At 68.3% G+C, this 13,655-nt stretch carries 7 protein-coding genes; 5 read left to right on the plus strand and 2 right to left on the minus strand.

What is annotated here, in order from left to right; genetic code table 11:
• Positions 1-100 precede the first annotated feature (100 nt).
• Entirely contained in the window at positions 101-1,144 is a 1,044-nt protein-coding gene (locus tag ABD848_RS20280; protein ID WP_344975030.1) for an FkbM family methyltransferase, read from the plus strand.
• An 80-nt stretch (positions 1,145-1,224) separates the two neighbouring features.
• On the opposite strand, the gene secA2 is transcribed toward ABD848_RS20280, so the two are convergent.
• Positions 1,225-3,522, minus strand: coding sequence for an accessory Sec system translocase SecA2 (secA2, locus tag ABD848_RS20285; protein WP_344975033.1), 2,298 nt, complete (start codon positions 3,520-3,522; stop codon positions 1,225-1,227).
• Between the two features lie 343 nt (positions 3,523-3,865).
• Complete coding sequence (locus ABD848_RS20290; protein ID WP_425567624.1) at positions 3,866-4,489, minus strand: GTP-binding protein; 624 nt, start codon at positions 4,487-4,489, stop codon at positions 3,866-3,868.
• 637 nt (positions 4,490-5,126) lie between these two features.
• Here ABD848_RS20290 and hisS point away from each other — a divergent pair.
• The 4 genes from hisS to ABD848_RS20310 all read left to right on the plus strand — a co-directional run bounded on the left by hisS (position 5,127) and on the right by ABD848_RS20310 (position 13,306).
• A complete protein-coding gene (hisS, locus tag ABD848_RS20295) occupies positions 5,127-6,443 on the plus strand; it encodes a histidine--tRNA ligase (protein WP_344975038.1) in 1,317 nt (438 codons plus the stop codon).
• 286 nt (positions 6,444-6,729) lie between these two features.
• Positions 6,730-9,168, plus strand: coding sequence for an ATP-binding protein (locus ABD848_RS20300; protein WP_344975041.1), 2,439 nt, complete (start codon positions 6,730-6,732; stop codon positions 9,166-9,168).
• Positions 9,169-9,460: 292 nt separating this feature from the next.
• Complete coding sequence (locus ABD848_RS20305) at positions 9,461-11,965, plus strand: helix-turn-helix transcriptional regulator (RefSeq protein WP_344975044.1); 2,505 nt, start codon at positions 9,461-9,463, stop codon at positions 11,963-11,965.
• A 459-nt stretch (positions 11,966-12,424) separates the two neighbouring features.
• Complete coding sequence (locus tag ABD848_RS20310) at positions 12,425-13,306, plus strand: AMP-binding protein (RefSeq protein WP_344975047.1); 882 nt, start codon at positions 12,425-12,427, stop codon at positions 13,304-13,306.
• Positions 13,307-13,655 lie beyond the last annotated feature (349 nt).

Genomic DNA, 13,655 nt, shown 5'->3' on the forward strand with positions numbered 1-13,655 from the left:
CGCCCCACGCGACTATTCTGCCGCCGAGATTCGTGACCTGCGCTTTTGCGCACGCTAGCCTGATCGCAGCAAGGGGTGCGGCAGGCAGCGGGGGGCGAGCATGGGTCAGGGGGCGACACGGCCCGGCACCAACCCGAGCGGCGAGGTACGGGCACCACGGCCGGGGACGGCGGTGGGGGCCACCTCACCAGTGGACTACCGCAGCACCGCCAAGGGCCGGCGCCAAAGCTGGTACGGCGCGAAGAAGCACGTCAAACGCTTTCTGGGCTGGCGACTCCCCAACCTCGCGATGCGCGGTGCCGTCCACGTGGCCGCCCCAGAACTCCTCGGCACCGGCCGCCTGCCCGCGCCGGCGGCCGTACGTGAGGTGACCGGACACGTGGCCGGCACCACCTTCGTGATGCTCGACCCGGCACGCTGCATCATCGCCAAGGAACTCTACTGGGGCAACGGGCACCGGCCCGGCCCCGCCGACGACTTCGCCGTACGCCTGTTCGCCGCCGCGGCGCGCCGGGCCGACACTGTGCTCGATATCGGCGCCTACACCGGCCTGTTCACTCTGGTGGCCACCTCGGTCAACCCTGAGCTGCGCGCCCACTCCTTCGAGATCGTCCCCGAGGTCTACCACGCACTGTTCGACAACTGCGTGCGTAACCGCGTGGTGCACCGCACAACGCTGCACCACACCGGCGTGGGCGATCCCGAGCAGGCGATCACCATGCCGGTACGCTCCGGAGACTCGGCGCTACCGTGCTACTACTCCGGAGACATGGCCTTCACCGGTGGCGTCCCCATCAGCGTGCTCGCCTTGGACAGCTTCACCGACCAGATCCCCGCCAACAGCCCCGTCGTGATGAAGATCGATGTGGAAGGCACCGAAGCGACGGTGTTGGAACACGGCCAGCGGTTCATCGCGCGACACCGACCCGACATCCTCTGCGAGGTGCTTCCCGGCGCTGACGGCGCCCGGCTGGCACGGCTGTTGCAGCCCTACGGCTACCAGTTCCACGTGGTGGGCGACGGCGCGCTCGCCGCGTCCGGCACCATCATCGGCCAGCACCGGTTCCGCGATTGGTTCTTCACTGTGCGCTCTCCCGAAGAGGTGCAAGAGATGGGCATCTCGGTCATCGAGACAGCGCACTGAGCGGCACGGGCCAGGGATAGGCCGGTGGCTGCCGCGCCGACACGGCGACTGGTCGACACGGCAGCCGGGAGAGGTGGGGGTCAGCTCTTGGCGCTGAGCCGCTTGAGGTGTCCGACAAGGTTTTCGATGTCGGCGCTGAAGGGGTGGTCGTGGACCATGTAGGTCCACGTCGACGAAGGGCGTTTCACCCCGACTGCGGCGATGTCGATCTTGCCGTCGACAACGGTCAGCTCGGCGAAGGTCTCGGCCGATCGGGCACGGGCCTCGTCGAGGAAGCCTTTGAAGGCCGGGACCGCATCGCGGTTGAACTCGTCGAGCGGGTCACGCCGTCCCAGGAAGCGCAGGTGGATACCCTCGCGCAGATCGGCGAGGAAAGCGTAGTGGTCGGTCCAACCGCGATCGAGATGGTACAGCGTGATGAGGCGGGCCGCGCGGGCGACCTCTTCAGCGCCGACCTCCTCGACGAGTTCGCGGTGCCGCCCGGGACAGTCGACGGCGAGCTGACGATCGCCAAGATCGCGGCTCAAGACGGCCTCACGCTGGTCGAGCACCACCCCGCGCTGCACGTCGATGAGCTGGTTGTAACGCCACGTGTTGCGGTGCAGCTCCAGCAACTGCCCCTCGGCGACACGCTGGGCGTGGTTGACGATCTCGCGCCAGCTAGGGTCGGTGATTTCGCCTTCGGCGGTGACGTCGTAGCCGCCGGCGTCCGGGGCGTTGGCGGTGATCAGTTCGTCCTCGGCGCTGACGAAGAAGATCGAGCTGCCCGGGTCGCCCTGGCGGCCGGCGCGACCGCGCAACTGGTCGTCGAGTCGGCTGCTGGGGTAGCGGCTGAAGCCCATGACGTAGAGCCCGCCGGTTTCCACGACCCGGTCGCGGTCGGACATGTCGCTGCCGCCGAGTCGGATGTCGGTGCCGCGCCCGGCCATCTGGGTGGAGACGGTGATGGCACCGTAGGTCCCCGCTTCGGCGATGACCGCGGCCTCCTTGGCGTCGTTCTTGGCGTTGAGCACGACGCACTCGATGCCTTCGGTGTTGAACCGCTTAGCCAACCGCTCGGACTCGGCGACGTCTTGGGTGCCGATGAGGATGGGGCGACCAGTGGCGTGCACCTCGGCGACCTTGGCGACGAGGGCGTCCTCCTTCTCCTCAGGAGTAGCGTAGAGCCGGTCGGGCTCGTCGACGCGCACACACTCCTTGTTGGGCGGGATGACCGCGACTTCCATCTCGTAGAACTCGCGCAGTTGCTCGGCCACGGCCATGGCGGTACCGGTCATGCCGCAGCGCGTGGGATAGCGCAGGACAAGGGCCTGGACGGTGATGGTGTCGAGGATTTCGCCGGTCTCGCTGGCGGCGACCTTCTCCTTGGCCTCGACCGCGGCCTGCAACCCGTCGGGCCAGCGCTGTAGGAGGGCAATCCGGCCGCGGGACTCGTTGATCAGCCGCACCTTGCCGTCGCGTACCACGTAGTGGACGTCGCGCTGGAGCAGGGCGCGGGCGTGCAATGCGAGGTTGACGCGCGGCAGCAGGCTGGCGTCCTCAGCGGAGTAGAGGTCGATGCCGCCCAGCGCACGCTCGACAGCGTCGATCCCCACATCGGTGAGCTGAACATTGCGGCCGTCATCGTCGATCTGGTAGTCGATCTTGGGCCGCAACGCCCCGACCAACTCGGCCATGGCCTCATCGGTTTGCGTGTTCTCGGCGGCACCGGCCAGCACGAGGGGGACGCGCGCCTCGTCGACGAGCACCGAGTCGGCCTCGTCGATGATCGCGATGGAGGGTGGGGGTACTACGCGGTCGGCGAGGTCAGTGACGAGACGATCGCGCAGAATGTCGAAGCCGAGCTCGCTGACCGAGGCGTAGGTGATATCGGCGCTGTAGGCGAGACGGCGCTGCTTGGTCGTGGACTCCTGACCGACCGAGCCGACGGTGACGCCGAGCATCTCGTAGAGGGGGCGCATCCAGTCAGCGTCGCGGTGGGCGAGATAGTCGTTGACGCTGAGGATGTGCACCTGGCCCCCGCGCAGCGCGAACCCGGCCGCGGCGAGCGCCCCCGCGAGGGTCTTGCCCTCACCGGTGGCCATCTCTGCGACATGGCCGTCGAGCAGTGCCATGACACCGAGCAACTGCGTGTCATAAGGGCGCTCGCCCAGCGTGCGGCGGGCGGCCTCCCGGCCCACCGCGCACAGCTCGATGAGGTCTTCACGCTCATAGGGCAGCTCGGCGTTACCGACCTCAGCGGCTCGCTGGCTGAGCTCGGTGTCGCTGAGCTCACGCAGTTCCGGCTCTTTGGCCTCGATGGAGGTCAGTCGCTTGCTGTAGGGTCGCAGGTCCACCGAGCCGGGCTTGCCGAGGACCCGGCGGACGCTTTCCGCCATTCTTCCGAACACCACAGCAAGGGTAACGTCGATCACCCCTCGCTGGGTTCCCGCTACGGCGGACCCGATGGTGAGAACCAGCCACGCCCCGCCTGGGATCGTTCCCAAGGGTGCCCGTGTGACGAGGAGCGACGCCCCTGATCCGCGTTTGATGATCGGGCGGAATCCGTCGCAAATTTCATCGCCGGCGCCCGGCGGGGCTCGCGTGGCTGGGAGAGTGCTCGGCGTAGGCGGGGGAGCGGGAGGGGACATTTCGGTGGCGAGGATCACATGAAAGCGACACGGGCGCGAGGAGATGCGGGTACTCACGGCGCGCGGGCGGTGGGTGTGCCTTAACGGGCCGTTAGGAGGCGAGTTGGCTTTGCCCGCGCATCTCGACGGCCATGGCGTTGCGGACGAGCGCGATCAGCACGCGCAGTACCGAGTCCCGGTCGCGGGCATCGCACCACACGATAGGCACCCCCGCTTGGAGATCGAGCGCGTCGCGCAACTGCTCAAGGGTGTAGGTAGCGCCCTCACCGTCGTCGCCGAAGGAGTTGACCGCCACGAGAAACGGCAACTGGTACTGGGTCTCGAAGTAGTCGATGGCGTGGAAACAATCCTCCAGACGGCGCGGGTCGACGAGGACGACCGCGCCGAGGGCGCCACGGACCAGGTCGTCCCACATGAACGAGAAGCGCTGCTGGCCTGGAGTGCCGAACAGATAGAGGGTCAGGTCGGTTTCCAGTGAGATGCGGCCGAAGTCCATGGCCACAGTCGTACTGGTCTTGTCGGGAGTGGCGGAGAGATTGTCGACGTTGGCGCCCTCAGCAGTGATGCCCGCTTCGGTGCGTACCGGCGGGATCTCCGAGATCGCGCCCACAAACGTCGTCTTGCCGACGCCGAAACCACCGGCGACGATGATTTTGGTGGAAAGCTGTAGGGAGTCATTCACTGGTCGTAGTCCTTGCGACAGAGGCTCACACATGGCAGCTCGCACCTGAGACGGTGCGCCACCAGAAAGGGACGATGCGTCATCCTCGATGACCACACAGTGAACCTAGCATCGCTTCGACGAAGGTGGGGCCGATGCTGAACCTCGGCGCGCGTGGCATTTTTGGGGCGCGGCAGGGACAGAGCGGGACAAGACGAGAGTGGTCCGAAATGGGGGGCGGGCGGGGCGGGTGCGCAGGCTCGCGCCGGTGAGGCCCCGGGGCTTTGCCGTGGACGAGTGTTGTACTCGCGTGGTCACGCTACACGTCAAGACATGGTGAACGGCCCATTCCGGCCGAGGCGAGCACTGTGCGCATGGCGCCGAGCGGTCTACGGTGAGAGCGTGGGCGCTTCACATGGTGCCGCGACCGCGATCCTGGCACACGCACCGCGCGGCTACTTCCGTGGAGTCGTCTTCGCCGAACCACAGAGCGTCGGGTCGTTATCCGACGTGGCAAGCGCCACACCGGTGCGCCTCGAAACGACCCTCCGTGGAGTTCGACGGCCCCGCCGACCCGCTTTCCGTCCAAGCGGGCCGGCGGTGGCGCCCGCAGGTCTGGAGCCGACCACTGCCCTACCATTGGCACAGATTCCGTTTTCGGTGCGATGGCTAAAAGGAGCCGGCCCAGTTCATGTCCGAGCAGCGCGTCCTACGTCCTACCCCCATTAGCGGCTTCCCGGAATGGTCGCCCCAGGTCCGATCGGTGGAGCAGCGTTGGCTGGACCATATCCGCGCCGGATTCGAACGTTACGGGTTCGCATCAATCGAGACGCCCGCCGTGGAATCGTTGGACGTTCTCTTGGCCAAGGGCGAGACCTCCCAGGAGGTCTACACTCTGCACCGGTTGCAGGAGGAGGCCGGCGACAGTAGTGACGCCCGCCTGGGCCTGCACTTCGACCTCACCGTGCCGTTCGCGCGCTACGTCGCCCAGCACTTCAACGAGCTGGTGTTTCCGTTCAAGCGCTACCAGATCCAGCGAGTCTGGCGCGGGGAACGCCCTCAGGAGGGGCGGTTCCGGGAGTTCACCCAGTGCGATATCGACGTGATCAACGCCGACCAGGTGCCGCTGCACTTCGACGCCGAACTGCCGCGCATCGTCCACGAGGTCCTGGCCGGGCTGGACTTGCCGGCGTGGACGCTCAACATCAACAACCGCAAGGTGCTCCAGGGCTGCTACGAGGGGATCGGCATTGAAGACCCCCTCGCAGTCATCCGCGCCGTCGACAAGCTCCACAAGATCGGCGCTGCGGGCGTGCGCGAGATCCTGACTACGCAGGTGGGGCTCAGCGAGGAGCAGGTCGGGCTGTGCCTGGAGTTGGCCGGCATCCGCGGAGAAGACGCCTCGGTGATCGATGCGGTCACCAAGTTGGGCGTGCGCTCAGAGCTGCTCTCGGAGGGGTTGGAGGAGCTGGGCTATGTCCTCGACTCCCTGGCTGACCTGCCCAAGGGCAGCGTCGTGGCCGATCTGTCGATCGCGCGCGGCCTGGACTACTACACCGGCACGGTCTACGAGGCCACATTCGACGACGACCCGGCTTACGGCAGCATCTGCGCCGGTGGCCGCTACGAGGACCTGGCCGGGCAGTTCATCCGCCGTAGCCTGCCGGGGGTGGGGATCTCGATCGGGCTGACCCGGATCTTCGCCAAGCTGGCCGCCGAAGAGCGGCTGCCCGAGGGCCGGATCTGCCCCACCGACGTGCTGGTAGCGCTGCCCAGCGCCGAACGCCGCGACGAGGCGCTGCGGGTGGGCGCGCAGTTGCGTGAGCGCGGGTTCAACACCGAGGTCTACCACCAGGGCGCCAAAATCGGTAAGCAACTGCAATACGCCTCCCGCAAAGGCATCCCCTTCGTGTGGTTTCCGCCGTTCGAGGAGGGCAAGCCCCACGAAGTCAAGGATCTGACCACTGGTGAGCAAACCGAGGCCGACCCGGCGGTGTGGTCGCGGTAACTCGGTTGGGCAGCCGGGGCGGCGAGCTGTCCAGCCCACCCGGGGAGCCGGTTTTGCGCCTGCCGCGTCCGGGCCGGGCCACCTACGATGGAGGGGCGTTCGCGATGGGGACGATAGGCCTGTTGCCGAACGCGCGTCAGCCGACCCCCTGCCTCCCGGTGTCGGCGCGCGACCGCTACTCGCGCCGCTCCAGGAGAGGAGAGGTCGAGCCGAGGACAGCCGTCCCTGTGTGGCCCCGCCGGTGCGGCTCTACAGCGGCTGATCCGGTTGATCAGCGAACGAGGATATGACGAACCCCCTCTTCGACCTTCCCCTGTCCACCGGCCGCTTCGTCGGCCGCGACCGCGATGTCGCCGAACTGCGCAGCCTCCTTCACGAGAGCCGGGTGATCACGCTCACCGGCACCGGCGGAATCGGTAAGACCCGGCTGGCCGTGCGTGTGGCGGAGCAGGCCGCGCCCCGTTTCCCCGACGGGGTCCGGTTCGTCGACCTGAGTACGGCGTTCTCCGCAGAGCAGGCGATCGACGCGATCGCGCGCGTGCTGAGAGTCGCCGAGGAGCAAGAGGGTGATCGGCGCGGTGCGGTGATCACGGCGCTGCGGGGACAGCGGCTGCTGCTCCTGCTCGATACCTGCGAGCATGTGATCACCCCGATCGCCGAGCTGTGTCGGCTGCTGCTGCGCTGCTGCCCGAACTTGAGCGTGCTGGCCACGAGCCGCGAGCCACTGCGTATTCCGGGTGAGACGGTGTGGCGGGTGCCGCCGCTGTCGCTTCCCGCGCGTCCCATCGGCCAGCCGGGGGCGCTGTCGCCGTCCCCTGGGCCCACCGTCGAGGAGGCGATGGGCTACGAGTCGGTGCAACTGTTTGAGAGGCGCGCCCGCGCGGCGCGGCCGAGCTTCGCGGTTACTCCCGACAACGTGGCGCAGATCATCGAGATCTGCCACGTCTTGGACGGGTTGCCGTTGGCGATCGAACTGGCGGCGGCGCGCACCCGCATCCTGTCGGTGGAGCAGATCCTGCGCCGGCTCGACAACCGGTTCCGGCTGCTGGTGACCAGCGAGCGCGACCTCCCGCCCCGCCAACGCACGATGCGCGCCGCCGTCGAGTGGAGCCACGACGCGCTAACCGTGCCAGAGCAGGTGCTGCTGCGGCGGCTGTCGGTGTTCTCAACGTGGCACGCGGAGATGGCCGAGGAGATCTGCGGATTCGCCGGCTTGGCGGCCGAGGACATCCTCGACCTCCAGGGGGCGCTGTTGGACAAGTCGCTGATCGTGCTCGACACCGAGGCGGAGGGGATAGCCCGCTACCGGCTGTTGGAAACGGTGGCGGCCTACGCGGCCGAGCAACTGGCCGCAACCGGAGATGAGGGCGACACGCTGCGGCGACGCTTTCTGACCTACATGGCCGACCGGGCGGGAACGGCCACCGCTGTCGAGGCCAAGGACTGGAACGAGCGGCTGCGCACGCTGCGCAACACCGACCACGATCTCGGCAACATACGGTCGCTGATCGCGTGGGCGTTGCGAAGCGGCCATCTCCGCGACGGGCTGCGGATCTGCGTGGCCCTGCGCGACTACTGGATCATCCGGGGGTTGTTCGCTGAGGGCAGCTCCCACCTGCGGGATTTGCTGGCCGCGATCGACGCCTCCCCCGGCGAGGTCGCTGAGCAAGAACTCAACCGCGCCCGTGTCGTCTACGGCGAGCTGTGCCTGGACGTCGACGGGCCCGACACCGCTCGGCCACCGGTGCAGGCTGCCCTAGCAGCGTCGCGCGGCGCCGGTGACAGCCACGCCGAAGGCTGGGCGCTGCTGGCGTTGTCGATGATCGACATGCGCAGGGGCGACACGGCGTCGGGCCGGCGCCGCGCCGAGCGCGCCATCGAGTTGGGGCGAACGCGCGGCGACCGGCCTATGGAGATGACGGCCCTGGGCAGCATGGGACTGCTGGCGAATCAGGAGCGCGACGACGAACGCAGTGACAGGCTGCTGTGCGCGGCGCTGCGCATCGCCGAGGAGATCGGCGACGCCTGGCACGGCGCCCGGTGCCACAACGTGCTGGGGATGGTGGCCACGCGCCGCGGCGAGCCCGAGGCGGCGCGAGCTCACCTCGACACGGCACTGGGGGTCTTTGTCTCGACCGGCTCCACGCTCGACATTGCTCGCTGTGCCGCGGCGGCGGGCCGACTGGCTATGGCAACCAGTGACGTCGCCGCGGCACGGCGCCACCTGTCCGAATGCCTGCGGCTAAGCCTCGCCTCGGGACGCCCGCTGGCTACCGTGCGCGCCCTGGCGAACCTGAGTCGACTGGCTGTGGCTGAAGGGCAGCCGGCCCGGGCGGCACTGATCGACGGGGCCGTGGCGGCGCTGCGGAGCCAATCGGGTGGGGCCTTGGCCGGCGAGCAGCCGACGGTGTCGGCTCCGGTGGGGCTCGACGCCGAGACACACCGCGCGTGGGTGCGGGGGGCGCGGCTGCCGCTGGAGCGTGTGGTTCAGGAAGTACTGTCCTTCCCGGAGTCCGCCCCAGCGCATCCGCCGCTGACTCCTCGGGAGAACGAGATCGCCACCCTCGTCGGTTCTGGCCTGTCCAACCGCGAGATCGCGGCACGGCTCACCATCACCCGACCGACCGCCGCGCGCCACATCGCCAACATCTTCGGCAAGCTCGGTTTCTCCTCACGGGCCCAACTCGCCGAGTGGGTCAGCCGCGAGGGCAAAGCCAACCATTGACCGCTGCGCACGCCACCAACACTGCCACCTGAAAGCCCACCGCCCGCCGCCACTGGAGCAGTGACCGTGCTTGCCCTTGCCCGCCGAGTGGCGATGAGAGCGGTGGGGCCGGCGCGATCGGCGAGGAGCACGGTTCGGTCGCAGCGCTTGCGCGGGAGTCCGGTGAGCTACTAAGAACAGACCTCTAGACATTCTCGCGTTTTCCAGCCGCCGTCCCCGTCCCACCCACCACGGCTCGCTGCCTCTGGGGAAAGGCAGCGCGACCTTTGACCACTCGACTCGCGTGAAGGCTATGGCACCACACTCCGCGCCTGCGTGGCAGAGCCTCCCGCTGGAACCCAACAGTTTCATCGGCCGCGAGCGTGACCTCAACGACTTGCTGCGCTTGCTGCGCACCAATCGGGTCGTCACGCTGTGCGGCGTGGGCGGGATCGGCAAGACCCGCCTGGCGCTGCGGCTCGCCGCACGCGCCACCGGGCAGTTCGCCGATGGGGTATGGCTGACCGAACTGGCAGATGTCACCCACCGCGAACAGGTCGTGTCGCGGATCGCCGCTGCTGTGGGGGTGACCGAGGAGAACGACCGTAATCTGGGGGGGACACTGCGTGACGCGCTGCGTCCGCGCCGGATGCTCCTCGTGCTCGACAACTGTGAGCACGTCATCGAGGATGTCGCGGCCCTGTGTCGGCTGCTGCTCGCCGATTGTCCCGGGGTGTCGCTGGTGTTGACCAGCCGCGAGCCGGCACGACTGACCGGTGAGGCGGTGTGGCGCGTGCCTCCTTTGGCGGTGCCCCATCCCGACAGCGACGACCCCGCTGACTCCGAAGCGGTGCGGCTGTTCATTCACCGGGCCCGGTCTGGGGTCCACGATTTCGCCGTCACTGCGGAGCGGCTGCGGATCATCTCCGATATCTGCCGGCGCCTTGACGGTATCCCCCTGGCGATCGAACTGGCCGCCGCGCGCACCCGGCTGCTGTCGCCCCAACAGATCGCCGCCCGTATCGATGACCGATTCCGCTTTCTGACCAACGGTGACCGCAACGCCCCGCCTCGGCAACAGACCTTGCGCGCGGTCATTGACTGGAGCTACGAGATGCTCAGCGAGCCCGAGCGGGTACTGCTGCGGCGGCTGTCGGTGTTTTCGGGCTGGGATCTGGAGGGGGCCGAACAGGTCTGCGCCGATGCGACTCTTCCCGAGGCCGACATCTTGGACCTGCTTTCGTCGCTGACAGATCGCTCGCTGGTCACCGTCGTGGGCGAGTCCGGGGGCCGGGTGCGGTACCGGCTGCTCGACACCATCCGCCACTATGCGGCCACCCGGCTGACCGAGTCGGGCGAGGAGGAGCGCATTCGGCTGCGGCATCGGCTGCGGATGGGGCGCCTGGCCGACGAACTGGCGGGAAAAGCCGTGCTTGGAGGCCGGATTCCTTGGTCACAGCGGTGGGAGGTGTGGTACCGGGTGGTCGAGGAGTACGACAATCTGCGTGTCGCGCTGAGCTGGTCGGCCGCCCGGGGGGAGGGGGCGGAGGGGCTGCGGCTGTGCTTAGCGCTGCGGCCGTTTTGGATCGTGGGAGGCCACTTCGCTGAAGGGTCCCAGTGGACTGACCGTTTCCTGGCCATGGAGCAGACCGATACGGCGCTGTGGGGGCGGGCGATGGTGCAGCGCGCCGAACTGGCGTGGGAACAAAAGGACCACCGCCACGCCAAGACGGTCGCTGAGGAAGGGCTGCGGCGTTGCCGGGCGACCGGGAGTACCTCCTCGGTGACGATAGCGCTCAACATCCTCGCCATGATGGACATGCGCGATCAGCTCTACGAGCGGGCGCGGTTGCGCCTGAGCGAGGCCCTGGCGCTCAGCCGAGCCGAGAGCGACCTGTGGAACGAGGGCATCGCGCGGGGAACACTGGGCGCGGTCGCGAAACACATCGGCGACCTGGACGAGGCCATCGAGCAATACGAAACAGCGCTCGACCTGCTGCGCGGCATTGACCACCGGTGGGGTGTGGCGCGGACTCTCATCGGTCGCGGGGTGGTGGCCGAGGTGCGGGGAGAGCTGGGTGACGCCGAAGAGTGCTACCGCGAGGCGCTGGGAATCCAACGAGATTTGGAAGCCCTCCCCGAACTGGCGCGCTGCCTGGCCGGGGTGGGCCGTATCGCGGCGCGGCGAGGGGCCACCGTGCGGGCCTACACCCATCTCAGCGAGGCGCTGCTGTTGAGCCATAGCACCGGTCAACGCATCGGGGTGGCTCGTGGACTGGCCGCGATCGCGCGGGTAGCCCGTGGCGACGGGCTGGCCGCCGACGCCTGCCGGCTGGGGGGTGCGGCCGAAGCCATCCGCGAGGTGGCCGGTTTCCCCGCGCTGAAGCCGATCCTGTTCACCGCGGCCGAGACGGTCTCAGTCGACCCGGACGCGGTGACGAGGTGGTGGAGCGAGGGACGCGCGCTGTCACTGGACGAAGCGGTGAATCTGGCGCTGGGGGTGACCGAGGGCCACCGCGTTCCACCGCCCCGGGACACCCGCGCGCCCTACCCGCCTCAGGCCACATCTCCGCTCACCCGACGCGAGCACGAGGTCGCTCTGCTGGTGGCCGAGGGGCTGAGTAACCGTGGTATTGGGGGGAGGCTGTTCATCAGTCCGGCTACAGTGGCCCGCCACATCGCCAACATCAACACGAAACTGGGATTTCACTCGCGGACCCAGATCGCTGCCTACATCGATGAGTACGAGCGCACCGGCGTCGAGGAGGAACTCTCACCGAAAAGAGGCGAGCGAACCGGAGAAACCGCAGGTCGATGAGGGGTTACTGCTCTCTGCGGGGACATCTGAGAAGCATCTACATACGGGGGAAGCAGAACTACATATGCCGATGCACACGTGAATGCATGTGCATAAGGGCGGGAAGACGCTAGGCTCGTCCTTGAGTCCGTTTCCGGGACCGGTCAGGGAAGGGCGCCGGGAACGGTGACGGACTCACTGCCTTGGACGGGTTTCCATCCAGGGCAGGTGAACGTGGTGGGTTCACCGGCCGCCCGGCCGGCACCTCGCTTCGCGATCGCGGGGGCGGCGGAGCGGACGGCCACCGCCCCGTTCACGGCATCGCTGGGATCGCGCGACCGCGGGTGTCATGAGGGGAAACACCCGCGGTCCACCCCAGCCCAGGCCATCCGGGCTCGCCACGTGGAGGGGGCGTGACGAGCCCGGGCCAGCGCCACTCATTCGAGTACGCACTCTGGGGGGTATATGGGGGGTAACCGAGTGCCTAGCTCCGCTGCCGTTAACAGGGCGGATCGGCACTGCCCACCACCGCCAGAGGAGTGCCCGAGCAGCTCGATCATCGACGGCTTCGCTGAGCGGTTACGCCACCTGCCCGCCCTCCCCGAGATCATCGACACGAGCGGAAAGCGCCGCGACGCCGCCGAGTTCGCCAGCACCGTCCGGGCCGCAGCCACCGGTCTGTTGCGGCGGGGCCTACGCCCCGGCGACGTGGTGGCGGTCCTCTCCCCCCGCGGGGCCGCCCGGCTGACCGCTGTCTCCACTGTCCTGGTCGCCGGCGGGGTCGCGCTGCCGCTGGAGCCAGAATCCGACAGCGAGACGCTGGCGGGAGTGCTCACCGAGACCGATGCGCGGCTTGTCATCGCCACCTCCTGCCTCGCCGAGCGGGCCCTCGAACTGGCGGAACGCTCGCGGCTGCGCCAGGTGATCACTTTCGGTACCGTCGCCGACACCACCCCCTTCGACGAACTTCTGTCGCCGGCGCCGGTGCGCGAAGACCACGTCTCCCTCCGCGATATGTCCGTATTCTGTGCCGACAGCGGGATTCTCGCCTACGGGCCGATCTCTGCGGAGGGCTACCGGGTGCCTACGGTGCTGCACCCCCGCTCTTGCCTGTTCGGCGAGTTTCAGCGCATGGTCACCAACTTCGGAGTGACCGGTTCCGACGTGGTCCTCATCGCCGAAACCGTGCCCGAACCCGACCGCACCGTGGCGGCGGGACTGGCGCTGTGGAGCGGCGCCAGCGTGGTCATGTCCACCACCGGTGAGCGGTTGGCGCAACTCTCCGCTACCCGCTCGGTCACCGCGGCCAGCCCCGCTCTGTCGTGCCACCGTTCGGACGTGCGCAGCGCTCCAGGCGGATGAGCACTCGTCTCCATCCGGCCGCCTCCGATGGCTAAGGCCGTCGCCGCTGGTCACCCCCGACCGAGCCGTATTCTCTCCCCCCGTGGTGTGCGGCGGGGTGTGGCTTCGGTCTGCGGAGAGCGTGCGGGGTTTTTCGTCGCTCGTGCCTCGATCGCTTCGCGATCTCAGCAGCCCGGGGCGGGCTGTACCTGAGGTGGCACGGATGCCACGACGAGCGGCTGGGCCCCACGTGGAGCCACCCCCACCGGCACATCCCCCACACCAGCAGCCCCCGACACAACAGCGCTGTGTCAAAGACACAGCGCCCCCCGTCAAAGCTGCCGAGATCGCGAAGCGATCGAGGCACGAG

The sequence above is a fragment of the Salinactinospora qingdaonensis genome (assembly GCF_039539445.1).
In the GTDB taxonomy this organism is placed as follows: Bacteria; Actinomycetota; Actinomycetes; order Streptosporangiales; family Streptosporangiaceae; genus Salinactinospora; species Salinactinospora qingdaonensis.